Here is a 24,115-nt window from a genome sequence, read left to right on the forward strand (position 1 = left end):
TCAAATCTCCAGTATCAGTGCGCCGAATGGCGGCAGCGTATCGGTCGAGGCGTCATTGGCAGCCGCCAGCACGCGGCCCGAGCAGTCGTTGAGCGGTTTCGGCTCCGGCCCGAGATTGAACAGGCAGCGGACGCACCGTCCGCCATGCTCGCGGGTGAAATCGAGTAGGTCGCCGTTCGCCCGGCAGCTTGAAACGGCACCATGATGCAGCGCGGGATCGCCATTGCGCAACGCCAGCGCCCGCTTGGTGAAGGACAGCAGCGAGTCCGGGTCGTCGCTCTGCCGCGCCACCGCGCGCGCCAGGTTTTCCGCGCCGACCGGCAGCCACGGTGCATCCGATCCGAAGCCGCCATGCGAATCGTGGCCGACCCATGGCATCGGCGTCCGCGCTCCGTCGCGCGAGAGAGTAAGCGGCCAGTTCGCGATCGCTTCGGGATCGTGGAGCTGGTCGAACGGGATATCGACCTGCGTCAGTCCCAGCTCCTCGCCCTGGTAGAAAATGATATTGCCGCGCAGGCAGGCCAGCAGCAGGACCTTCAACCGTGCCGCGGCATCGCGATGCTCGAGATCCCACCAGCGGCTGAGCGCACGCGGAGCGTCGTGGTTCTCGAAGGCCCAGCTCGGCCAGCCGGTGCCGTCCTCGTCGGGCCACTCGGCCAGTGCCGCGCAGACCAAGCCGGCGGTGAGGCGATCGGCATAGAGGAAGTTGAAGCCGTAGGCGGAGTTCAGATGTTCTTCGCCTTGCGTGAAGCTCTTCATCTCCGCCTCGGCTTCGTCCCCACCGACCTCCGCCACCGTGAAAATGCCGTCGTATTTGTCGGTGAGCGCGCGGATTCGCGCGATGAAGCGCGGGATGTCGGGATGCGACATGTTGCGCGTCTTCAGTTGGAAGTCGAACGGCCGGGTGCGCGGCTTATTGGTCGGTGGCGCGGGCGGATTGTCGCGCAGTTCCGGATCGTGCATCGCGAAATTGAGCGCGTCGATCCGGAACCCGTCGACCCCGCGGTCGAGCCAGAAGCGCATTACGCCCAGCACTGCGTCCTGGACCGCCAGGTTGTGCAGGTTGAGCTGCGGCTGGCAGTTCAGGAAATTGTGCAGGTAATACTGCCCGCGCCGCGCGTCCCACGTCCATGCCGGGCCGCCGAAGACCGACTGCCAGTTCGACGGCGGCGAGCCGTCGGGCTTCGCGTCAGCCCAGACATACCAATCGGCCTTCGCATTGTCGCGCGAGGCCCGGCTTTCGGCGAACCATGCGTGCTGGTCGGAGGTGTGCGAATAGACCTGGTCGATCAGCACCTTCAGGCCGAGCGCATGCGTGCGCTCGACCAGCGCGTCGAAATCGGCGAGCGTGCCGAAGATCGGGTCGACATCGCAATAATCGGCGACGTCGTAGCCGAAATCCTTCATCGGCGAGCGGAAGAAGGGCGAGATCCAGATCGCATCCACGCCAAGCTCGGCAACGTGATCCAGCCGGCTGGTGATGCCGGGCAGATCGCCGATCCCGTCGCCGTTCGAATCCATGAAGCTGCGCGGATAGATCTGGTAGATCGTCGCCCCGCGCCACCACGGGCGTTCGGACGCCTCGGCCCCCGGGGCAATTCGCGTGTCGGGTCGCGAGCTCACCGTGCGGTCTCGCTGACGCGGCATACCGCCCAGCCCAAGGCCGGGAGCGAAAATGCGGCGCTGCCTGGCGCGGTTACCGCAGCGGGGCAGGATCCGGCGAGCGTTTCGAATTTCCGCACGGCGTAGCCTAGTTCGACATTGCCAGCGCGCGGGTCGCCGGCGGTATTGAAGACGAGCAGGTACTCGCTCCCGTCCTCGGGATCGAAGCGGCTGGCCGCGAACAGCCCCGGCTGCTCCTCGGTATGCCGGATCACCTGCCGCCCGCGGGTGAGCGCCGGATGCGCCAAGCGAATTGCGGAGAATTGCTTGATGAGGCGGAACAGCGGGTGGCTCTCGTCGAAATTGGCCTCAGCCGTCGTGGCATCGGTGCCGATCAGGTCGTTGTCGTTGTAGACCGCGGTGCGGCTCGGCATCATGTCCTCGCGCGCGGACTGGTCGTTACCGTCGCCGACGAAGCCCTGCTCGTCGCCGTAATAAATCACCGGCGAACCGCGCAGCGTCAGCATCATCGCATGGCCGAGCATAACCCGCGCAGCAGCTCGTCCTGCGAGATGCCGGGCATGTCCTCCTTCAGCAGGGTGGAGAAGCGGCCCATGTCGTGATTGCCGAGGAAGGTCGGCAGACTGCGGGCGTTTTCCTCGCCGCCCTCGTAGAGCACATCGCCGTCGAACATCTGCGCCAGTACCGATGTCCCGGCCCCGCGCCCGAGTATCTCTCGCATCGCCGCCTGGAACGCGAAATCGAGTACCGCCGGAAGGTGATCCCGCCGGGTGTATTGCGCGATATAGCCATTGTCGGGCACGTCCTTGTAGATCTCGCCGAACATGTGGAAGTGCGGGATGCCGCGCGCCTTCGCCCGTGCCTCGATCGCCGGAACGAAGCTCTGCCAGAAGCCGGGATCGACATGGCGCGCGGTATCGATGCGGAAGCCGTCGATGCCGAAATCGTCGATCCACCGACCATAGATGTCGATCATGCCCTGTCGTACCGCCGGGCTCTCCGTGAACAAATCGTCGAGCCCGGAAAAGTCGCCGAACCGCGCACTTTCGCCGGTGAAGGTGCTGTTGCCGCGATTGTGATAATGGATCGGATCGTTGAGCCAGGCCGGGACCTTCACGTCCCTCTCAGCCTCCGGAACGTAAGGCTCGTACGCCCAGCCCGGATCGGTCAGCCGCGCGAAATTCGCTTCGCTCGAATCCCCGTCGCCCCTGAATTCCGGATTGATCGCTTCGCCTCCGGGTCCGCCCCGGGTCGAATAGGGATAGTCGCCCTTGCTGCGATAGGGATAACCCTGCCCCTTCCCGTCGCGATACTGGATCACGTCGGCGGTGTGGTTGGTGATGATGTCCATATAGACCTTCATCCCGCGCGCATGTGCCGCCTCGACGAAAGTGCGGAATTCTTCTCGGGTGCCGAAATGGCCGTCGGGGCGGGTGAAGTCGGTCACCCAGTAACCGTGATAGCCCGCACTCTCGTCACCCTCGGGCCCTTGCACCGGCTTGTTCTGGAAGATCGGTGCGACCCAGATCGCGGTGATGCCGAGATCCTGGAGATAGCCGAGCTTCTCGGTCAGCCCCTTCAGGTCGCCACCGTGGTAAAAACCCTTCGCGGTAGGGTCGTAGCCGGTCGCGAGGCGATCGCCGGTGAAGTCGCCATGATCGTTCGCAGTGTCGCCGTTCACGAAGCGGTCGGGCAGGACGAAATAGACGATCTCCTCCGACGGCAGTCGCTCGCGCAGCGTGTCCGGCCCAGCTACGGGGGCCGCAGCCGGGGGGCTTTCCTGCGCGCTGACGCAGGCCGACATGCCCAAACATATCGACGCCAGCGGCGCCAGCCGCACCATCCCGGCGAACTTGCGCAAGCGCTGCGAACTGATGCTCTGCACGGTGCCCTCCTAACCCGGCGAGCCGGAGCCGGGTAGCCGATGTTTTTGCCAGCGGAAGCGTCGGGGGCGCGAACCGTGCCGCGGGACCCCGACGCTGCCGGGTTCGATCAGAACTTGTAGGTGAAGCCGGCCAGGAAGCGGCGACCGAAGCTCTGGTAGTCGATCACCTGGCGGGGGTCGCCGCCCGGGTTGAGCGACACGAACGGCTCGTCGGTCAGGTTCTGGCCCTGGATATAGACGGACAGGCCATCGAGCGATCCGCCGAAATCGTAGCCGATCTGCGCATCGATTATCAGCTCGTCCTTCGCGATCCGCCGCGTCGGCGAACCGCCGAACCCGGTGAAGTCGCCCAGGAACCCGGTACGATAGCGAGCGCTGCCCCGCAGGTTCAGCCCGTACTTCTCGAAGAACAGCGTTCCGTTGGCGACCCATTTCGAATAGCCCGGAATCTGCGTTTCGTCGCCGAGCAGGTTGAGCACCTTGGTCTCGGTATAGCCCACCCCGCCGGTCACGCCGAAACCGTCGAGTGCCCGGGTGAACAGGTCGAAGGGAACCGTGGCGGCGAGCTCGGCACCGTACAGCTCTCCGCTGCCGGTGTTCGCCGGCTGGTCGACCAGGCCGGTCAGCGTCGCCGGGGCCTGACCCGTCGGGAGCGGGAACCCGGTGAAGTCGAACGGTACCTTGGATTTGTCGACGTAGCTCTTGATATCCTTGTAGAACAATTGGAGCGCGATGACCCCGCTCGATCCGAAATATTTCTCGAAGTTGAGGTCGAAGGCGTTGGCGCGATAGGGACGCAGATAGGGATTGCCGCCGCTACCCGAGAGGTAGGGATAGAGGCCGGTCGGGCTCTGTCCGTCGACCGTGGTCGTGACGCCGTAGGCGATCGCCACCCGCAGATCGTCGAGCCGCGGACGCATTACCTCCCGGGCCGCGGCGGCGCGGATCACGAAGCCGCTGTCGAAGCGTAGCGAGAGATTGATGCTGGGCAGCACGTCCCAGTAATCGTCGCCGCGGGTCACGGGCACGAACACGCCGTTGGGAATGGTGAGCCCGCTCGATTTTTGCGACGTGCCGATCGCCTGGACGCCGAAATTGCCGGTCAGCTCTGTTGTGCCCAGCGGCACGCGGATATCGGCTTGGCCGTACAGCGTCATCAAATCCTCGCTGATGGTGTACGCCTTGGCGATGACGTCGGGCACGCTGTTGGGCCGCAGTTCGAGCACGCCGTTCGCAAGCAGTTCGCGCGGGTCGTAGCTCAGGATCGGACCGAGACCGAGATAGGTGAGGTCGGTCGATCCGACGATGTATTGCGAGGGGATCGGCGCCTCGGTCGCACCGCCCGGGATCAGCACGAAGGATTCCTCGGGCGTCAGCGACTTGTCGCGGTCGGTGTAGTTCATCCCGACTTTCACGGCGGAGATGAAGCCGTCCATCTCACGCTGCACCTGCACGCGGTATTGCTTGAGCTCGTCCTTGACGATGCGGTCGTTACTGTAGCCGGCCTGAATGGTGCTGCCGCCCCAGCCCAGCGGGTCGGTCAGGAAGACGAGGCCGGGATTGGAATAGTTCAGCGCGGGGTCGAAGAACGTCCCCTCGGTCCCGGTCTCGAAGCCGATCGTGTCAGTCGCGCCGTTGCCCCGACCGTAGCCGGTGCCCGAATAGCTTTCCAGGCTCAGCTCGTGCCGGTCGGTGCGCGAATAGCCGAAATCGAAGAACGCGCTCCACCCGTCGTCGCCTTCGTACAGGGCGTTGAAGCCGCCCGAATAGAGCTTGGCATCGCGCTCGAACACGTCGTTGCGGATGACCCCCTCGACATTGGTGAAGGTGCCGGAGGTGTAGAGACCGTCGGAGGCGGTCGCTGTCGCGGGATCGAAGCGGGAGCCATTGTTGGCGGGATCGGTGACGCTGAGGCCGTTCTGGCCGTCGAATGCCAGCGGCAGTTCGATGCCGCGCTTGGTCTGGTCGTCGTGAAAATCGGAATAGAAGCCGTCGGCGGTCAACGTGATGGTGTCGGTCGGCTTAAACTGCAGCGTCCCGGTCAGGCCGAAACGGGTCAGCTGGGTCGAGGTGACGTAGCTCTTCGATCCGCCGATGACATTGTTGCCGTTGACGGTGTTGTAGCCCCAGGCGTTGAACTCCTGCACCTGATAGGGCTCGTCGATGTAGGATGCCGATAGGGCGATGCCGATCGTGTCGTCGGCGAACTGGTCGACATAGGTCGCGTTCGCGCGGTAGCCAAATTCCTTCGACCCGGCGTTCAGCTTGCCGAGATCGGTATACGAACCGCGCGCACCCACCGCGAAGACCTGCTTGCCGTATTCGAGCGGCCGGATGGTGCGGATATCGACGGTGCCGACCAGACCCTGTCCGACGAGCGAGGCGCTGGGCGTCTTGTAGACCACCACCTGACTCACGACCTCGGCCGGGTATTGGTCGAACTCGACCGCGCGCGCATCCCCAAGCGAGGTCTGCTCGCGCCCGTTCAGCAAGGTCTGCGAGAAGTCGGGCCCGAACCCGCGGATCGAGATGACGTTCGCACGACCGTTAAGGCGCTGTGCGGTGACGCCGGGCAGGCGCGCGATCGATTCGCCGATCGAATTGTCGGGGAGCTTGCCGATATCTTCCTGCGCCACCGATTCGAGGATCAGGCGCTGCGCTTCTTCTCCGAAACGGCGCTCTGCAGCGCGCCGCGAAAGCCCGTCACGACGATGACGTTCTCGGGCGTTTGCCCCTCGGCGGCGTCCGCCTTCTCCGGTGCCGTCACCGGACGGCCGACGTCTTCCTGCTGCGGCGCGGTCGGCTGGGTCGACTGGGCGAAGGCCGTCTGCGGAAGCAGCGCGAGCGCCAGCGCGATGGCGGAGCCGCTGGCTTCGTACGAAAGGGTTTTGCGAGAGCTCACGACGATATTCCTCCCCGGGTCAAATTTCGGCAGGGCCACGTTGTTGTTCTTCCCGGTCGCCGGTGGCGGCGGGTGTGTCCTGTGCCCCCGATTATTCGTCACCAGCGCGCGCATACCAGTCGGTATACGTATGTTTGTGCAGCGCAGCACGGCGGTCTGTTGCCGATCTGCCATGGCTCAGATGCGTATGATCGCGTGCCTGCGCCCTTGCAACGGCGGCCCCACGCGGTAGGTTTGCAACAAGGGAGAGCACCAGTGCCGCGCAGTCCGAGCGGAAGGCCGACCAGCTTCGACATCGCTTATCGGGCGGGGGTTTCCCAGCCGACCGTCAGCCGTGCGCTGCGCGGGGATCGCTCGGTCAGCGAGGCGACCCGCGCGAAGATCGAGGCGATCGCGCGCGAGCTCAACTACACGGTCGACAAGAACGCATCCTCGCTGCGCACGCAGCGCGCGAACACCATCGCGCTGCTCTTCTTCGAGGATCCCACGCCCGACGAGAGCATGATCAACCCGTTCTTCCTCGCCATGCTCGGTTCGATCACGCGCGCTTGTGCCGATCGCGGGCTCGACCTGTTGATCTCGTTCCAGAACATGAGCGACGACTGGCACACGCAGTATCAGGACAGTCACCGCGCCGACGGGCTGATCCTGCTCGGCTATGGCGATTACAGCCTCTACGAACACCGGCTCGAGCAGCTCCGCGAGCAGGGGACGTTTTTCGCCCGCTGGGGTTCGGTCAGCCTCGACGAGGGCGGGTCTACCGTCGGCTCCGACAATATCGGCGCCGGCCGGATGGCGGGTGAACACCTGATTGCGCGCGGACGGAGGCAAATCGCGTTTCTCGGGCATGCGGACGACCACTATCCCGAATTCGCGCATCGTTATCGCGGGTTGTGCGAGGCGCTGCGCACCGCGGGCGAACCGGTCGACGCCGCCCTGCAGTTCGACGCCATCACGACAGAACGTGCAGGCTACGATGCGGGCCGCGCGCTGATCGCGTCGGGCGCGCCATTCGACGCGGTCTTCGCCGCAAGCGACCTGATCGCCATCGGGGCGCTGCGCGCGCTGGCCGAGGCGGGGAAGAGCGTGCCGGGCGAAGTGGCGGTGGTAGGCTTCGACGATATCCCCGCCGCCAGCCTGACCAACCCGCCCCTGACCACGGTGATGCAGGATATGCGCGGCGCGGGGGAGAGCCTCGTCGAGACGCTGATGGCCCAGATCGCGGGTCGCGGCGGCCCCGACCATCACCTTCCCACGCGGCTCGTGGTGCGGGGCAGCACCGGCGGCTGATCCCGGCGCGCCGGCGCCATGTATTCGTATGCGACTTGTCGGGTGCGAGGGATCGTGCCAGCAAATCGCCCGAACGCAGGCGGGCACCAGACCCGCCGCGACAGGGGAAGGACGGGTACGATGCAGGCGAGCCCAAAGCCGCGCCAGAGTTTCTGGGGCCTGTGGAACATCAGCTTCGGCTTCTTCGGGATCCAGATCGGCTTCGCGCTGCAGAATTCGAACATGAGCCGCGTGTTCCAGACGCTGGGCGCCAGCATGGACGATCTGCCAGCGCTGTGGGTCGCCGCGCCGCTGACCGGACTGATCGTCCAGCCGATCATCGGGCACCTGTCGGACCGCACCTGGAGCCGCCTCGGCCGCCGCCGCCCCTATTTCCTGACCGGGGCGGTGTTCGCCAGCATCGCGCTGTTCCTGATGCCGCTCGCGCCCGGCTTCGGTGCGCCGCTGCTGTTCGCCGCCACGCTGCTGTGGCTGCTCGACGCCAGCCTCAATATCTCGATGGAGCCGTTCCGCGCATTCGTCGGCGACATGCTCCATGTGGACCAGCACGCGGCGGGTTACGCCGTACAGACCGCCTTCATCGGCATGGGTGCGGTGATCGGGTCGATCTTCCCCTGGGTGCTGGAGCATCTGGGCGTCGCCAACGTGGCCGCGCCCGGCGCCCTGCCCGATACGGTCCGCTGGAGCTTCTGGGCGGGCGCGGTGGCATTGTTCGGCGCGGTGCTGTGGACCGTCGTCACCACCCGCGAATACAGCCCGGATGAGCAGGCGGCCTTTGCCGTCGAGAAGGCGATACCGACCGAGCAGCCGGTGCGTGCACTCGCGGCCAAGAGCTACCTTTCGTGCCTGCTGTGGATCGTCGCGGGAACCGTGGTCGCGCTCGGCGTAGCCGAGTTCGGGCTGGAGAAGGAAGTCTACCTGCTCGGCGGGCTGCTGGCAGCTTACGGTGTCCTCAGCGCCCTTGCGATATCGCTCGCCAAACAGGGCCGGACCAACGGCATGCTGACCCAGATCGTCGGCGATTTCTCGGGCATGCCCGACGTCATGAAGCGCCTCGCGCTGGTCCAGTTCTTCAGCTGGAGCGCGCTGTTCATCATGTGGATCAACACGACGCCGGTGGTCACGCAATACGTCTTCGGCAGCACCGATACCGCAAGCGCGGCCTACAACGAGGGTGCGAACTGGGTGAACGTGCTGTTCACGGTCTACAACGGCGTCGCCGCAGTGGCGGCGCTCGCCCTGCTGCCCCTGCTCAGCCGCCGTTTCGGCCAGGTCATGACGCACTCGATCTCTCTGACGCTGGGCGCGGTCGGCTTCCTGATGTTCGTGTTCGTGCGCAATGCGGAGGCGCTGCTGGTGGCCGAGATCGGCATCGGCATCGCCTGGGCCAGCATCCTCGCGATGCCCTACGCCATCCTCGCCAGCAACCTGCCGCAGGCGAAGCTCGGCATCTATATGGGCCTGTTCAACATCTTCATCGTCGTGCCGCAGCTGATCGTGGCGACGGTAATGGGATCGATCATGAAGGCGTTCTTCCCCGCAGAGCCGGTATGGACGATGCTCTTCGCCGCTGCATCTTGGATTGTCGCCGCACTCGCCATGCTGCGCGTCGCCGCCGCGGTGCCGCAGATGCCCAAGCGAGAGTCCGAATGAGACCAGTCGATTGCACCTGTCAAACGACCGAGATTTGAGCGTATCGCCGATCCACAGTTAACCCTACGCGGTCGGGTCGTTTCTTGGGCCGCTTGCGGTCTGTCTGGTCTTGGCCTTCCGAATGCGCAAAGCGGCCGTCCTTCGGACAACCAATTGAGCGCGTTCAGCGTCCATCCGAACCATTCAGCGAATTCTGACCCATTTAAGAGCATTACTCGCAGGCCTTATTCGACACCTCGAAATGTGCATGTGTCGGCTAGGGCCGGTCGCTCTCAAAGCTGCCCACGGTGAATGTCCGATCGGGGGTTTGGATCGCGGCCGGCTCACCTAAAGAAACCCCGCACTCTCCCTCGCGGCGCTCCAACAGGTCCGGTTTCATTCGCAGTTGCCTTGGTCCCGATAATATAGGCAAGCCCGAGGTAGATCGCGCCGATCAGCGCCAGGCGTCCCAGGACCGGCAGTACCGCCGCAAGCGGGGCGCCCATCTGGTCGACGAGCAGCAATGCACGCGCGCCGTGGGTTGCGGGGAGCAAGTTGCCCACGGCTGCGACCCAGCCCGGCATTGCCTCGCGCGGCCAGGTTGCGCCCGTGAGGAAGAACACGGGCAAGGTCGTCGGGATCAGGATCAGCAGCGCCGCCTCGGCCTGGCGAAACAGCGATCCAATGGCCATGGCGAAGGCGGCAGTCGCCCCGCCGACGACCAGCGCAATCGCGACGAGCACGGCGGCGCTTGCCTGTTGCGGCAGGCTCTGGAAGGCGAAGAACCATCCGAAATAGAGCACCGCCGCGATCGCCGAGAGTGCCGCCAGCGCGAGCCAGGTGCCGAGCAGCTCGCCCGCTCCCGTGAAGGCCGCGCGCCCGCGCCTGCGGCGGTAAGCCAGCAAAACGGCGGTGCCGAACAGCAAGGTCTGCTGCAGGATCACCGGAGTCACCGCGGGGAAGATGTAGTTCGCATAGCCGCCGCCGGGATTGAACCTTTGCGTGACGATCAAGGGCGGGGCGAGCCCGCGCCTGCCGAGATAGGCCTCGCCGAGGTCGGCGAAGATATCGGTCAGCGCACGCTCGACCGCGGCACCGATGCTCTTGGCGCGCACGAGGTAGACGCCGTCGAGCCAGAGCGCGATCCGGGGGCTCTCGCCGCGCAGGGCGGCGCGGGTCACGCCCCGGGGAATGATCAATACCGCTTCCACCTTGCGTGACTTCAGCAGGCGCTGGCCCTCGGCAAGGTTGTTCGGCTCGGCAACGACAGCGGCGCCATCGCTGGCATCGATCCCCCGCACCAGCTCGCGCGTCAGTGTACTGTTTTCGTTGTCGACGACAGCCATCGGCACCTCACGCGCGCGTTGGTGGGCGTAGGGTGCGGGGTAGTAGATGCCGTAGAGCAAGACCGCGAGGACGATTAGTGATACCACGTCGCGCTGGCGCGCGACTTCGCGCAGGGTGCCGAAGAACGCCTGGCCGATCCTCATCGCCGGGCTCTCGTCGCCACGAGGCACAGGCCGAAGCCGGCCGCTGCATAGACCAGCAGCAGCGCCAGACCCGGCAGGTCGACGGCGATCGGCGAACCGAGGAACTGGTCCATCTGCAGGCGCAGGTAATGGGTGAAGGGCAAGGCCTGGCTCCACCACACGACCGGCGCGGCGGAGCCTTCGATCGGCAGCGACCCGCCCGAGTAGGCGAGCGCCGATCCCGCGTAGAGCGCGCTGGCGGAAAAGGCGACGCCGCTCTGCCGGGTCAGCGCCGCGATCGCGCCGGACAGCGCCAGGCTAGCCGCCAGCAGCGCGAGCTGCCCCGTCATGGCAAAGGCGAGCGACCCCTCCATGCGCCATCCGCGAATGCCGACCAGCCAGATCATCCACATTGCACCCCACCAGCCGAGCGCAGCCAAGTAGGGCAAGTACTTGCCCGCCCATGCGCTGGCGCCACCACCGGTTTCGGCAGCCCACCGCGCGAGCGACCCGCCGCGAAATTCGCTCGCGACCACGAACGCCCCGACGCAGGCGGCGACGAGGTGGAGGATCGCCGGCTGAATCAGGGCCTCGAGATAGAATTCGAGGCTCGACTGCGGATTGAACAGGAGGTTGACCTGGATCCCGGGCAGGTTCTCGCGATCAAGCGCAATCCCGCGCTGTGCCGCCGCGGCTTGGACCTGCCCGGCAAAGGCGCCGAGAACCGCCCGGCGCATCTCGCGCTCCACCGTCGAACCGACCGAGAGGTAGGTCGCGTTGACCGAAACCCTCACCGGCTCGGGGGTCGGGGGCGGGTCGCCGAAGGTCGCGGGAATGACTGCATACGCCCAAACTTTGCCCGAGCGCAGCAGAAGGTCCGCCTCCGCCTCGTTGGCCGGCGCCTCCGCGATCGCCAGCCCGCCTTGTGCGACCATGTCATTCGCCAGGGTGCGGCTGGCCGGGCTGTGGCTCTCGTCGACGATGGCGATCGGGAGATCGCCGAGCGATCCGCGCGACAGCATCGCTGCGATCATCAGCAGCGAGAGCGCCGGTGCCACGGTGATCGCCGTCAGCAGCGCGCGGGAGGCGCGGATCAGCGCCAGTTCGCGGAGCAACGCGGCGCGGAAGCGGCTCACTGCGGCCAGTCGAACAGCACGCTCATGCCTGGCAGCAGGCCGCTCTCGCCCGTGGCGGGGTTCAGCCGGAGCGTGAAGCTGCGCGCGTCGTAATCGCCGCCCTGCCGCGTCGCCTGCTCGCTGGTGAAGCCGGCGCTGGCGGAGACCGAGGCGACGACGAATTCGAGCTCGCGCTCGCCCAGCGCCGGGACCCGGCCGGTCAGGCGTCCCCCCGTGCGAAGGCCCCCAAGGCGGCTCTCGCCGACGCGCAGGGTGACGTAAGGATGCGCAGCGTCGATGATGCGGAACACCGGCACGCCCGGCCCGACCACCTCGCCCGGCCCGGCAAGGCGGCGCTCGATCTTCCCGGTCATGGGCGCGATAAGCTGCTTTTCCGCATCTGCCTTGCGCGCGGCATCGAGGCGTTCTGCCGCCGCCTCGTCCTGTGCCGCGGCGATCGCCTTGGTTTCCTCGCGCCGACCAGCCACTGCCCGCCGGTATTGCGTGCGTGCCGCCGCGGCATTGGCGACCGCAGCGGTGCGACCGGCCACTGCCTCGTCACGTCGCTGGGCGGAAATGACGCCCTGGGCATAGAGCCGCTCCATCCGCCGGGCGGTCACACTGGCGAGATTGGCCGCTGCGTCGGCAGCCGTAGAGACTTCGCGCAGGCTCGCGATATCCTCCGGCCGCGCGCCCTTGTCAGCCAGCGCCTGGAGCGCGTCGGCAGTGGTCAGCCCGGCTTCGCTCTGGCTGACGAGCAGGTCGAGCGCGGGACTCGATAGCTGCCCGAGGATTTGCCCCTGGCGGACCTGGTCGCCCTCGTCGACGGCGAGCGACACGATCCGGGCGAACGCCTTGGTAGCCACGCCCACTTCCTCCGCCTCGACCACCCCCTGGAGCGGCGCGGGCGCCGGCCGCGAGGCGAACCACAGTCCGGCGATCGCGATCAGCACCGCGATAGCCAGGCCGATGAGCGCCGGGCGCTGCGAGCGCGCGGGTTCGCCTCCCGATGTCTGCCCCTCGCCCTCGATCTCGCCATCACTTGCCATCGACGATCACCCTGTCCTCGCGGCGGGCATAATCGCCCATTTGCCCGGGCGTGCCACTGGCCGCCAGCAACGCGGAGAGCGACACATCGTATTCGTAGGCGGCTGCGGCCCGCTCGCTTTCGGCGGTGGCGAGCGCGGCTTGCGCCGCCATCAGCCGGTCCGTCGTGCCCACGCCCTCGCGAAACGCGATATCCTGGAGGCGCAGGTTCTCCTGCGCCGCCGCGACGCTCGAATCCATCGAGAGGAAGGCCGTGCGTGCGCCTTCCGCCATGGCATGGGCCCGCTCGACCTCGCCTGCGACCAGGTCTGCAGCGGCGCGTTCGTCGGCGACAGCGGCGGCGGCACGCGTGCGCGCGGCGGCGAGCATCCGCTCCCGGTCGAAGGGCGACACCAGCGTATAGCTGACGGTCGCGCCGACAACCCAGTCGGGCTCGGTCGGAAGATTGGTCGCCGGATCTACGCTATAGGCCCCGAAGCCATAGGCGCGCGGTCGCCGCGCCGCGCGGGCGAGTTTTTCACCCGCCTCGGCCACCTCACGCTGGCCCTTGGCGAGGCTCGCTTGGCCGGTGCCATTGGCCTGCGCCGCGGCCTGGAACTGAGCAAGCGGGGGCAGCGGTGCGGTGTTGACGAACAGTGGCGTGGCGACCGCCTCTACGGGTCGCCCCAGCATCCGTTCGAGCGCGAGCACCGCCAATCCCTCCTCGCGCGCAGCGCGATCGCGGCTGCGCCGGGCCGCATCGCGCAGCACCGTCACGTCGAGCACGGCGGAGTGCGGCAAGATCCCCGCGTTTTCCATTTTCTGCGCGCTCGACAAGTGGTTTTCGCTCGCGGTCAGCCTTGTGTCTGCCGACGCGAGCAGGTTGCGCGCCAGTTGCAGTCCGAAATAGCGCTGGACCAGCGCCACTTCCCGCGCGGCCACGGTTGCTTGGCTGCGCCCCTTCGCGATCGTCACCCCGCCCCGCGCCGCCTCCGAGACCGCCTCGAGCGCACCCCCGGTATAGAGCGGCATGACCGCGCTCAGCGTCGGGCGCACGATGACGTCTCTCGCGGTGTAGTCCAGCTGGTCGGGCAGCGGGCCAAGCAGGTCCGGCAAGGCGCTTTCGACGCGTCCCGCGACTGCCGCCACGACCGCCGAGAACTCGGGCGGGAATTGGCCGGGAAGTCCGTCGAGGAATTGCCCGGCCTGCCGCGCCACGTCCGCCTTGGCGCCGGTCAGGTCGACGCTCAGCGACTTCTGGTATGCGATCGCGCTCGCCGAGGCGGTTATGGTCGGGCGATAGAGATTGTCGAGCGCGGCCGCCTGGTCCTCGGCCGCGGCGAGTGAAAGATCGGCGGCTTCACGCGCAGGATCATGCGCCTGCGCCGCAACTCGTGCAGCTTCGTAACTAATGCCCGGCTGCGCGACGGCAGCACTCGCCATCGGGAGGGTCGATAGCGCGAGCAGGATCTTCGATAAGCTACGTTTCAATTGCCAAACCTCGCGTCGCGACCGCTCGCACCCACCTATGCGCGATAGGAAGCGAGGGAAAGCAACGATTGCCGTTTGCGGTTCTTCGGCTGCATTAAGGGGCCGAGAGGAGACGGTCCGGTATCGGAGCGCGCATCCAAGGTTGCTGCCTTTCCGCGAACAATAGTTTACTTGGCGAATTTCCACATTGCGCCAAGTACACCGAATAGCGGTCAGCGCCTGCTCATTCCCGTACTTCTAAATTTCCCCTTCATTTCACCGTTATCCTATCACAAGGACTTGGTGGAGGATCGATATTGCGATCCAAGCGGATTGCGATCTGTAGCAATGGCAAGGTGCATTGAACTCGGCTCGTCCAATTGTTACGGTGCCGATACAAAACTGACGAATGCCTGTGACGCTTTGCTCCTAGAAGGGAAGGCCAAATCAGGAGTATCGCACGATGGACAATTCAAGCCAGCAGCAGTTCAATGTGGAGGATCACGATCTGGGTCTGGCGCACGATCTGGAGCGATTGAAAGTCCTCAATCGAAGGCGTGCTCTGGGGTTTTTCGGGACGGCTGGCGGAGCCGTGTTTATCGCCGCCTGCGGGGGAGAATCCTCTACGCTTCCCGTTTCCACGACGCCTACGCTCACACCAACGCCGTCGTCGACGTCAACGCCGACACCTACACCCACATCGACATCCAGCGCGTCGTGCACCGCTTATGCCCAGGAGACCAACGGCCCTTATCCCGCCGACGGAACAAATCAGTCGCGGGGCTCAACCAGCAATGTCCTGCCGATCGCGGCGTTCCAGCGTTCCGATGTCCGCGCTAGCGTGATCGGGAGCTCGAGCGTCGCACCTGGCGTGGCGATGCCAATGACGCTGACCCTGGTTGACGTTAACAATTCCTGCACGCCACTTGCCGGGTATGCGGTGTATATCTGGCATTGCGATGCGACCGGCCTTTACTCGCTCTACGACCTTCCTTCGGAAAGCTATCTGCGCGGGATCCAGGTGACGGACGCGAACGGACAGGTCAGTTTCACTAGTATCGTTCCGGGGTGCTATGCCGGCCGTTATCCCCACATCCACTTCGAGGCGTTCTCCAGTCTGGCCAACGCCACGACCGGCCGATACGCCCGGCTGATATCGCAACTCGCCCTGCCGGCGGATGTATGCGCCACAGTCTATTCTGACACCGCCACCTACGGCAGCAGCCTCACTCGATTTCGCAACACCTCGATCGCGTCCGACGGGATATTCGGCGACAATACGGCGGATCAGAAGACCGCGATGACGCTGGCCATGACGGGTTCGATGTCTGCCGGCTACACCGCGTCCGCCACAGTCGGCCTCACGACCTGACGTGACCTTCTTCCAAGCTTGTCTGGCGCCTGTTCACAGCGCAGAAGGTCGGCTTCCGAACGGACCCAGGCAGGATCGCAACATGGCTGACCAATCCATCCTGATTGTCGACGACGATCGGGAATTGCGCGATCTCATCGTCCAGTTCCTGAGCGAACACGGATACCGGACCGCGCAAGCCGCGGATGTTCCCGCGATGCGTGGCATTCTCGCCCGGTCTAAACCCGATCTGATTATTCTCGACCTGATGATGCCGGGCGAGGATGGTCTCGCGGCACTTAGAACGATGGATCCCCACGACAGACCGCCGGTCATCATGCTGTCGGCCATGGGGTCCGACGTCGATCGGATCGTCGGGCTGGAAATGGGCGCAGACGATTATCTGGCCAAGCCGTGCAATCCCCGCGAATTGCTGGCGCGGGTCCGTGCAGTGCTGCGCCGAAATTTAGGCGACGTGGTCCAGCAGGCCAAATACCGTTTCGGCGGCTTGGAATTCGACGCGGCCACCCGTGAATTGCGTCAGCCAACCGGAGAGCTGGTCGATCTAACAGCAAACGAGTTTCGGCTGCTCGAGATATTCCTGCTGGCCGATCGCCGCGTTCTGTCCCGCGACGAACTCTCTCGTCGCCTGAAAGGAGATCACTACGAGGAATTTGATCGGGCCATAGATCTCGCGATAAGCCGCCTGCGCCGCAAGCTCGGGATTGCGGGCGTTCCGGACGCCATTCGCACGGTGCGGGGCGAAGGCTATGGCCTTGGACCGGCGGTGGAGCGCGCCTGATGCTCGGCCGCATTCCGATTGCCTTTCAGATGATGCTCGCGGTTACCGTGACTTCGCTGCTGATGGCCGGTGCGATGGTCTGGTTTGTTCTGAGGGGCCCCCCTCCGTTCGATGCGCCCCTGCGGCTTGTCGCTGTTGCGCGGGCGCTGGAGGGAGAAGCCATACCCGCAGACCGCTCCCGCCGCGTCCCTCGGACAGCGGTCGTGGACCGGACCCCTGTAAGGCCGGATGGCTTCGAGACGAATGCGGCACTGGCACGGCAACTTGCCGAAGCATCCGGGAGTTCGGCATCGAGTGTAGTGGTTTATTCTCGAGAACCCTCGCCAGCACGAGGGGGCGATATCTTCGGCACCTTCATCGCGGCCCGCGATCTTGGCGACGGGAACTGGAGGGTGGTCGACAATTCCGTCAACGAGACGCTTTCGCGCTGGCGGCGACGGCTGCTCCTGACAATCCTGTCCGTCCTGGCGATTGCTCTGGCGTTCGGTTTCCTTCTCTCGAGGAGGATTGCCACCCCGATCGTCCGGCTGGGTCGGGCGGCCGATGAAGCGAAAGCAGGCGAGGACTGGGTCTTCGACGATCACAATGCACCTCCCGAGATACGCGTTTCTGCCGATGCGCTGCGTGGATTTCATCAGCGTTCGACTGCCGCCGCCGCACAGAAGCTGACCATGCTGGGGGCGATGGCTCATGACATCGGCACTCCTCTCGCCCGGCTCGCCTTTCGGATGGTCAGACTTTCGGAGGAAGATCGCATCGCGGCGCAGAAGGACATTCAGGTGATCCAGCGCCTGCTCGCTGATTCCCTTACGATGGCGAGACCGTGGCAAGGAGCGACCCATGCTGTCGATCTCGCGCTGCTGGTCGCCGAAACCGTAGCGCAGGAACAGGCTGCCGGAAAGGAGGTGTTTCTTCTTAAAAATCAGAGCGCGGTGATATCAGGCCACGACCTGTCCCTGCGGCGACTTATCCAGAACCTGATCGACAATGCGCTGCATTACGGTGGCGATGCACGCCTGAGCGTCGAAAATCGCGTCAAGGATGTCCTTCTATCGGTATCCGACAGTGGTCCGGGTTTCCCCGATGAGGATATCGACCGGCTTCTCGAACCCTATGTCCGCGGCGAGCAATCGCGCAATCCCGCAACCGGAGGAAGCGGGCTCGGTCTGGCAATCGTTCGGCAAATCGCCGAACGACACCGAGGCACGGTAAGCCTGAAGAACGGCGCCGGCGGTGGCGCGTGGGTGAGCGTGATTTTACCCTTACGGAACCATCAGTAGCCATTTCCAGTCAATCGCGGAGATCCAGCAGCATCTAAGTTTTCGCAATGGTCGCCGGGTCTTCCGAAAATTAGGTGCCATGTCGCAGCTGCGTCGGGTTTGAACGAACGACCGGTTTCAGGCATCAATCGATCTGGCCGGAATGACCGAAATTGGGGCGCAAAGCTGACCCTCCTAGGAAACAATTCTCGACAGCAAGATGGTGTCGGGAAAGTCCTCTGACTACCGACTAAGCGCAAAGGTTGATGGGCATACCCGGAAATGTGGGTAAAGCTGTGCAGAAGCCGAAACTAGAAAACGAGGGCAGTTGCACTGGGGGCCGTCTCGAATCATGATGCCAATAATAACACCGGGACGGGGTGCCACGGCAGGGTACCACACGGTTTTGTATCGCAGGGAAACCTGAGGTTTATCAGGTGCCTGGGCCATTCCGGAGAAATGGCAGGGGTGACAGGATTCGAACCCGTGGCCCTCGGTTTTGGAGACCGATGCTCTACCAACTGAGCTACACCCCTGCAGGCGGACCGCGCCCTAGGCCATAGCGCGCCTCTTGCGCAAGCGGGAATTAGCCACGCCCGGCTTGGCGCAAGCAGTCGAAGCGTTCATAGCGACCGGCGATGCATGCGCCGCGGCCTCCGCTGATTCCGATCGACCTGCTGCTCAGGGCCTACCGGGCCGGTATCTTCCCGATGGCCGACAGCCGCGACGATCCGGAGATTTTCTGGGTCGAACCGCGCGAACGCGCCATCATTCCGATCGGCGGGTTCCATTGTTCGCGCTCGCTCGCCCGCACCTTGCGGCGAGAGGTCTTTACCGTCACCTGCGACACCGCCTTCCCCGCAGTGGTGGATGCCTGCGCCGCGCCCCGCCCCGGCCATCCGGAAAGCTGGATCAGCGAGCGCGTCGCCGCCAGCTATCGCGCCCTGCACGATGCCGGCCACGCCCATTCCATCGAATGCTGGGAGGACGGAGAGCTGGTGGGCGGAGTGTACGGCGTGGCGTTCGACCGGGTGTTTTGCGGCGAGAGCATGTTCAGCAGGCGGCGTAATGCCTCCAAGGTCGCGCTTGCCTGGCTCCTCGCTCTGCTCGAACGAGCCGGGTGCGAGCTGTTCGATTGCCAGTTCATGACCGGGCATCTCGCTTCGCTGGGTGCCGTCGCCATTCCGCAGCACGAATATCTCGACCGGCTGTCCGCGGCCCACGCGCCGCAGCCGATGAGCCTTCCCGATGCCTATGCCGCGCTGTTGTCGGAGGCGTCGGGCGATGGGCCATCCGAAGGCGCGGCCTCCTCTCCCGGGAAGCGCATCGCGCAATTCTTGACCCACACATCGTAGATCGGGTGTTCGACGACGTTGACGCTGGGCGAATTCTTGAAGAGCCAGCCGGAAAATATCTTTTCCCAATTGCCATTGGCATTGGTGTCGGCGTTGTTACGCCCTTGCGCGACCAGCACCTGAACGAAGGCACCGGTCTCCTCCGGCTCCTCCCAAGGCGGCGTGCGCTCGCAACTGGCGAGCCGGACGATCACATCGCCGACCCGTTTAGATTCGCCGGGTTTGAGTTCGATATCCTGCGACAGGTTGTTGCGCTTGTTGAGCAGGCCGAGCGTCGCCACACGGTCCTTGAGCGGAGTGCCCTGCTCGGCACCTTGGGCAGGCTGCTGCGGACGCGCCGAAGCTGTGAGCGAAGGGGGTGCCGGTGCCTCCTGCTCGGCGTCGGGCGCACCCTTCTCGTTGCAGCCCGCCAGCAGAGTGAGCGCCAGCAGGACGGAGATCGGCGCTGCGCAGCGCATGATCACTCGCCGGGCGTCCACGCCTCGTAGTCGCCGACGGCGGGTTGACGCTTGCCACCACGCTGCAATGCGCCCTTGGGCAGGTAGGCGTTCGCCGTCCCGGTCGCGTTCGGCGTGTATTCGGTTTCCCAGATTCGCGCGGGGGGAAGATGGCTTTCGGGCACATCGTCGAACGCGCCGTGCAACCAGCCGTGCCATTCAGGCGGCACTCGGCTGGCGTCGTTCGCACCGTCGTAGATGACCCAGCGCCGTTCCCGCCCGGTATAGGAACCGGCGGTGGGCAGATCGTCGCGCTTGTTGCGAGAGCGATAATACTTGTTGCCCTGCGCATCGGTGCCGACATGCTCGCCGCGCATGGAGGTAAACAGGGAGGTGCCGATGGTGGCGCCGTTCCACCAGGTGAAGATCTTGCCGAGAAAGCTCATATCGGTGCCGTCGTTAGCGGATCGCCGCCGGGCGGCCAAGCGCCTTGTCGATGTACCGCCATGCGTATCGTGGCATAGCGCCATATCGCCTTATTCATCGAGTTCGCCGGCCCAGCTTTCCGCCTCTCTCTCGTCGTTCGCGTCGATTACGGCGCGCGCTTCGGAAAAGCCGTGCCCGGCCCGTACCATGGCGGCAAGCTGCTTCTCACGCCTGGGGCGATCCAGGGGTTCGGCGGCGAAGGGCCCGAAGCGGCGTTTGCGCGCCAGGAGCAAGGCGGCGTGCCGACGCTCCCGCTCGTCCGGTTCCAGATCCTGCCGGATCCGCTCACCGATCCCCGCCTCTCCCAGCGCCTGGTCGACCCGCCGCGCGCCGTATCCCCGGCGCAACAGATCGCCTGCGCGCGCCTTGGCGAAAGCCGCGTCGTCGACATAGCCAAGTTCCGCGAACTCCGCCACCAGCGCACCTATGTCGGGTTCGCCCTCTTCCTCCCACCCGCGCTCGCGCAGCTTGCGCCGCAGATATCGCTCCAGCCGCGCGGTGCTGGTCGCGTAGCGCGCGACGTAGGACAGGGCGAGATCGCGCAAGCCGGGCCGATCCAGTGGCCGCTTGGGCCGGGCGGGACGCCGTCGATCGCGGTTTGCCTCGTTCATCGGCCATAATGCTGCCATAGTTCCTTTCTTATGGGAAAGGTTTATGACGGACCTGTTTTTCGCCGGGTAAGACCGCACGGGAGCCTGAAGGAAGGGTGCTTAGACGCCCGCACAACTGGGACAAATCTCCGCACATGACAGAAACCACGCTTAAGCCGACGCCGAACGATTGCCCCTTGCCGCGGCGCCGTTCGGACTTCGCGACATTCGCCGAAGCGATCCATTATGCCGCCCGCAGCGAGAAGGGGCTGAATTTCCACGATATGCGGGGCGCGCTGGAACGCCCCTATACCTATGGCGAGATGCGCGACGATGCGCTGGCCATGGCCTATCGCCTGAAGGCGGCCGGGGTCGGTGCGAAGGACCGCGTGGCGCTGATCGCGGAAACAGGTCCGGAATTCGCCGCGCTGTTCTGCGCGTGCATCTTCACCGGGGCGTGGCCCGTGCCGCTGCCCCTGCCGACCACTTTCGGCGGGAAGGAGAGCTATATCGACCAGCTTTCCGCACAGCTGGAGAGCGCCGATCCGAAACTTCTGCTCTATCCACCGGAAATCGCCGAAATGGTCAGCGCGGCGGCACAAAGGCAGCATTGCGAAGCGATCGACTGGGAAAGTTTCGGCCAGACCGATGCCCCCGAATGCCCGCTGCCCGAAGCGCAGGCGGACGACATCTGCTACCTTCAGTATTCGAGCGGTTCGACCCGCTTCCCCACTGGCGTCGCGGTGACGCACAAGGCGCTGCTCCACAACCTCTACGGGCATGCCACCGGCGTCGATCTGGGCAAGAACGATCGCGTGGTGAGTTGGCTGCCGTGGTATCATGATATGGGGCTGGTCGGGTGTTTCCTGTCGCCGATCGCGAACCAGGTTTCGGTCGATTATCTGAAAACCGAGCATTTCGCGCGTCGCCCCCTCGCCTGGCTCGAACTGATCAGCAGGAACGCGGGCAACACGCTCTCCTATTCCCCCACCTTCGGCTACGACATCTGCGCGCGCCGCATTTCGAGCCAGAGCCATGTCGGCAAACGCTTCGACCTGTCGCGCTGGCGGACGGCGGGCAACGGGGCCGACATGATCCGGCCCGACGTGATGCAGAATTTCGTCAACGCGTTTTCCGATGCCGGTTTCCGCGCCAGCGCCTTCACCCCCAGCTACGGGCTGGCGGAGGCGACCCTCGCGGTCACGGTGATGCCGCCGGGCGAAGGCATCCGCGTCGAGCTAGTGGAGGAAGAGCGCCTTTCCGGAACGCGGCGCAACCTGATGCGCCCCGCCCGCTATCGCGCGATCGTGAATTGCGGCAAGCCGCTGCCCGACATGGAAGTCGAAATCCGTACAGAGGATGGCTCCGTGCGCGGCGACCATCAAATCGGCAAGGTCTGGTGCCGTGGGCCCAGCGTCATGCACTCCTATTTCCGCAACGAGGAAGCGACCAGCGAATGCCTCGTCCGCGGATGGCTCGATACCGGCGACATGGGCTACATGGCCGATGGCTATCTGTTCATCGTCGGCCGCGCGAAGGACATGATCATCATCAACGGCAAGAATCACTGGCCGCAGGATATCGAATGGGCGGTGGAACAGCTGCCCGGCTTCAACCACGGCGATATCGCGGCGTTCTCGATCGAGACCGAACAGGGAGAGGAAGCGGCCGCCGTGCTGGTCCATTGCCGCGTGTCCGACCCGGAGGAACGGCAGAACCTGCGCGAGAGCATCCGGGAGAAGGTGCACGCCGTCACCGGCTCCGCCTGCGTGGTCGAGCTGGTGCCGCCACGCACGCTGCCCCGCACCAGTTCCGGCAAGCTGAGCCGGGCGAAGGCGAAGAAGCTCTATCTGTCGGGAGAGATCAGGCCGATCGAAATGGCCGCCTGATCGATCAGGGCGCGGTTCCCCAGCGGGCGCGCATCACCGGCCCTCCGACCGCAAGCCCCGCCGATACGCCGGAATCCGCAAGGATACCGGCCGCGACCTGCCGCGTCTCAGGATCCCCGCCCTGCAGGTAAACCGGCGCGCCGGTGCGCTGGGCCGCCCAGACCAGCGTGGAAAGCGCCTGCCGCCCGGCGGGAGTCGGTGCACCGTCCGCGAAGGCGATTTCAGGCAGCGGCAATTGCGGCGGCTGCACGGCTATGGTCCAGTCGGGATATTGCGCGGCGATGCGTCGCTCCAGCTGCTGGAACGTCTGCACGTTCGCCCCCGCCAGCGGCACCGCGCGCACGATCGCCCGGCGGTTCTCCCGATCCAGCGTCACATCGTCCGGCGCTACTCCCGCGACCAGAGCGAGGTCCCGAGCGAGCGCATCGAGCCGTTCGTCCTTCGCCTGCTCTTCGCGCGCCTGTGCCGCGGCGAGCTGTGCCTGTTCCGCCTGTTCGGTGGTGCCGACGCGGTACTGCGTCAGGCGGAAATCGACCTGCTCGCCCAGCAGCCCCTCCAGCGTCGTTTCCCCCTTCTGCTTGGCGGCGGGGTGCAACTCGGGGGTCAGGACCGTCGCATCGACGGTGATCGGTTTGCTCTCGAGATCGAAATCGATCTGCGACAGCCGTGCATCCGAACCGAACCCTTCCATCACCGAAGTACGGATCTGCCGCGCGGCGTTGGTTTCCCACACGATCTGCCGCAACGAGAGGAACAGCGGGATCGCCAGCGCCACGAAAACCACCACGATGATGATCGTCTGCAGCCGGGTCTGTCGGCCCGAGAGCCGGGCACTGAAGCCGTAGATGCGGGCCATGATCGTGGCCACCAGCGCGATTGTCATCAGATTGGTGACGAACAGGAGCAGAGCCCCCGAAAACACCGTCCAGTTGAGCGTCGCGATGCCGAAGCCGACCACCGCCAGCGGCGGCATCAATGCGGTGGCGATGGCGACGCCCACGATCGTCCCCTCGCGCCCGCGGATCATCGAATAGGCGCCAGCCAGGGCGGAGAATACCGCCACGCCGAGGTCGAACAGGTTGGGCCGCGTGCGCGCCGCTATCTCCGGCGTGACGGTCTGCAGGGGGGAAAGGAACACCACCAGCGCGGTCAGGGCGATCGCCAGCAGCGTACCCGCAGCGAGCGCGTAGACCGATTTCTGCAACCAGCCATAGTCGCCGATCGCCAGCGCGAAGCCTGCGCCGATGATGGGCCCCATCAGGGGGGCGATCAGCATCGCGCCGATCACCACTGCGGGGGACGACAGCAGCAGGCCCAGCACCGCAATACCGGCCGACATCGCCAGCATGAACAGATAGCGCGCGGAGATGTAGGCTTCCTCGCGACGCCGCGCGATCACCTCTTCCTGGTCGACGCTCTCCAGCACGACGTTGCGCCACCAACCGCGCCAATAGCGCGCGATGACGGCCACGCGCGCCTGGTAGGTTCGGGTCTCATCGGCAGGATGACTTGCAGGTGCCGCTTCCATATAAGG

The 24,115-nt window shown here is 65.3% G+C and carries 18 protein-coding genes, 1 tRNA gene and 1 pseudogene; 7 read left to right on the forward strand and 13 right to left on the reverse strand.

All coding sequences use genetic code 11. The features are described from left to right. The 4 genes and pseudogenes from F7D01_RS04815 to F7D01_RS15150 all read right to left on the reverse strand — a co-directional run bounded on the left by F7D01_RS04815 (position 1) and on the right by F7D01_RS15150 (position 6,410). On the reverse strand, positions 1 to 1,599 hold the full coding sequence (locus F7D01_RS04815) for an alpha-amylase family glycosyl hydrolase (protein WP_371819709.1): 1,599 nt from the start codon (positions 1,597 to 1,599) through the stop codon (positions 1 to 3). Between the two features lie 20 nt (positions 1,600 to 1,619). After that, a pseudogene (locus F7D01_RS04820) lies at positions 1,620 to 3,466 on the reverse strand (alpha-amylase family glycosyl hydrolase). A 149-nt stretch (positions 3,467 to 3,615) separates the two neighbouring features. Continuing rightward, positions 3,616 to 6,144, reverse strand: coding sequence for a TonB-dependent receptor (locus tag F7D01_RS04825; protein WP_251567073.1), 2,529 nt, complete (start codon positions 6,142 to 6,144; stop codon positions 3,616 to 3,618). An 11-nt stretch (positions 6,145 to 6,155) separates the two neighbouring features. Continuing rightward, positions 6,156 to 6,410: a hypothetical protein gene (locus F7D01_RS15150; RefSeq protein ID WP_251567074.1), complete on the reverse strand. Its 255-nt coding sequence runs from the start codon at positions 6,408 to 6,410 to the stop codon at positions 6,156 to 6,158. A gap of 255 nt (positions 6,411 to 6,665) precedes the next feature. Here F7D01_RS15150 and F7D01_RS04830 point away from each other — a divergent pair, with 255 nt between their 5' ends. Both F7D01_RS04830 and F7D01_RS04835 read left to right on the forward strand, forming a co-directional pair. Further along, the gene (locus F7D01_RS04830) at positions 6,666 to 7,700 is read left to right on the forward strand and encodes a LacI family DNA-binding transcriptional regulator (RefSeq protein ID WP_215229090.1); all 1,035 of its coding nucleotides are present in this window, start codon (positions 6,666 to 6,668) and stop codon (positions 7,698 to 7,700) included. Between the two features lie 120 nt (positions 7,701 to 7,820). Continuing rightward, the gene (locus F7D01_RS04835; protein WP_215229091.1) at positions 7,821 to 9,353 is read left to right on the forward strand and encodes an MFS transporter; all 1,533 of its coding nucleotides are present in this window, start codon (positions 7,821 to 7,823) and stop codon (positions 9,351 to 9,353) included. Between the two features lie 323 nt (positions 9,354 to 9,676). On the opposite strand, the gene F7D01_RS04840 is transcribed toward F7D01_RS04835, so the two are convergent. The 4 genes from F7D01_RS04840 to F7D01_RS04855 are packed head-to-tail and all read right to left on the reverse strand — an operon-like array spanning position 9,677 to position 14,385. After that, positions 9,677 to 10,822, reverse strand: a complete 1,146-nt coding sequence (locus F7D01_RS04840; RefSeq protein ID WP_215229092.1) for an ABC transporter permease — start codon at positions 10,820 to 10,822, stop codon at positions 9,677 to 9,679. Further along, entirely contained in the window at positions 10,819 to 11,937 is a 1,119-nt protein-coding gene (locus tag F7D01_RS04845; protein WP_215229093.1) for an ABC transporter permease, read from the reverse strand. Before F7D01_RS04845 ends, F7D01_RS04840 begins: the two co-directional genes overlap by 4 nt. Next, a complete protein-coding gene (locus F7D01_RS04850) occupies positions 11,934 to 12,965 on the reverse strand; it encodes an HlyD family secretion protein (protein ID WP_215229094.1) in 1,032 nt (343 codons plus the stop codon). The genes F7D01_RS04845 and F7D01_RS04850 overlap by 4 nt, the downstream gene beginning before the upstream one ends. Then, on the reverse strand, positions 12,955 to 14,385 hold the full coding sequence (locus F7D01_RS04855; protein ID WP_215229095.1) for a TolC family protein: 1,431 nt from the start codon (positions 14,383 to 14,385) through the stop codon (positions 12,955 to 12,957). Before F7D01_RS04855 ends, F7D01_RS04850 begins: the two co-directional genes overlap by 11 nt. Positions 14,386 to 14,875: 490 nt before the next feature. Between F7D01_RS04855 and F7D01_RS04860 the strand changes: the two genes are divergently transcribed. The 3 genes from F7D01_RS04860 (at position 14,876) to F7D01_RS04870 (ending at position 17,845) form a co-directional block, all read left to right on the forward strand. Next, complete coding sequence (locus F7D01_RS04860; RefSeq protein ID WP_215229096.1) at positions 14,876 to 15,784, forward strand: intradiol ring-cleavage dioxygenase; 909 nt, start codon at positions 14,876 to 14,878, stop codon at positions 15,782 to 15,784. Between the two features lies 1 nt (position 15,785). Then, positions 15,786 to 16,565: a response regulator gene (locus F7D01_RS04865; protein WP_371819680.1), complete on the forward strand. Its 780-nt coding sequence runs from the start codon at positions 15,786 to 15,788 to the stop codon at positions 16,563 to 16,565. A gap of 299 nt (positions 16,566 to 16,864) precedes the next feature. Beyond that, a complete protein-coding gene (locus tag F7D01_RS04870; RefSeq protein ID WP_215229097.1) occupies positions 16,865 to 17,845 on the forward strand; it encodes a HAMP domain-containing sensor histidine kinase in 981 nt (326 codons plus the stop codon). 439 nt (positions 17,846 to 18,284) lie between these two features. On the opposite strand, the gene F7D01_RS04875 is transcribed toward F7D01_RS04870, so the two are convergent. Beyond that, a tRNA-Trp gene (locus F7D01_RS04875) sits at positions 18,285 to 18,360 on the reverse strand. A 102-nt stretch (positions 18,361 to 18,462) separates the two neighbouring features. On the opposite strand from F7D01_RS04875, the gene aat reads away from it, so the two are divergent. Then, on the forward strand, positions 18,463 to 19,179 hold the full coding sequence (gene aat, locus F7D01_RS04880; RefSeq protein ID WP_215229098.1) for a leucyl/phenylalanyl-tRNA--protein transferase: 717 nt from the start codon (positions 18,463 to 18,465) through the stop codon (positions 19,177 to 19,179). Here aat and F7D01_RS04885 read toward each other — a convergent pair. The 3 genes from F7D01_RS04885 to F7D01_RS04895 form a co-directional block, all read right to left on the reverse strand. Then, entirely contained in the window at positions 19,077 to 19,637 is a 561-nt protein-coding gene (locus tag F7D01_RS04885) for a DUF2155 domain-containing protein (protein WP_215229099.1), read from the reverse strand. The two genes, aat and F7D01_RS04885, sit on opposite strands and share 103 nt — an antisense overlap. Positions 19,638 to 19,639: 2 nt before the next feature. Beyond that, a complete protein-coding gene (locus F7D01_RS04890; RefSeq protein ID WP_215229100.1) occupies positions 19,640 to 20,062 on the reverse strand; it encodes an NADH:ubiquinone oxidoreductase subunit NDUFA12 in 423 nt (140 codons plus the stop codon). A gap of 90 nt (positions 20,063 to 20,152) precedes the next feature. Continuing rightward, on the reverse strand, positions 20,153 to 20,731 hold the full coding sequence (locus F7D01_RS04895; protein WP_371819681.1) for a regulatory protein RecX: 579 nt from the start codon (positions 20,729 to 20,731) through the stop codon (positions 20,153 to 20,155). A gap of 116 nt (positions 20,732 to 20,847) precedes the next feature. Here F7D01_RS04895 and F7D01_RS04900 point away from each other — a divergent pair, with 116 nt between their 5' ends. Beyond that, positions 20,848 to 22,581 (forward strand): fatty acyl-AMP ligase, encoded by a 1,734-nt coding sequence (locus tag F7D01_RS04900; RefSeq protein ID WP_215229101.1) that lies wholly within the window; start codon positions 20,848 to 20,850, stop codon positions 22,579 to 22,581. Positions 22,582 to 22,585: 4 nt separating this feature from the next. On the opposite strand, the gene F7D01_RS04905 is transcribed toward F7D01_RS04900, so the two are convergent. After that, positions 22,586 to 24,109, reverse strand: coding sequence for a DUF389 domain-containing protein (locus F7D01_RS04905; protein WP_215229102.1), 1,524 nt, complete (start codon positions 24,107 to 24,109; stop codon positions 22,586 to 22,588). Between the last annotated feature and the right edge of the window lie 6 nt (positions 24,110 to 24,115).

Origin of the sequence: Erythrobacter sp. 3-20A1M, assembly GCF_018636735.1 — a bacterium.
Classification (GTDB): Bacteria; Pseudomonadota; Alphaproteobacteria; order Sphingomonadales; family Sphingomonadaceae; genus Alteriqipengyuania.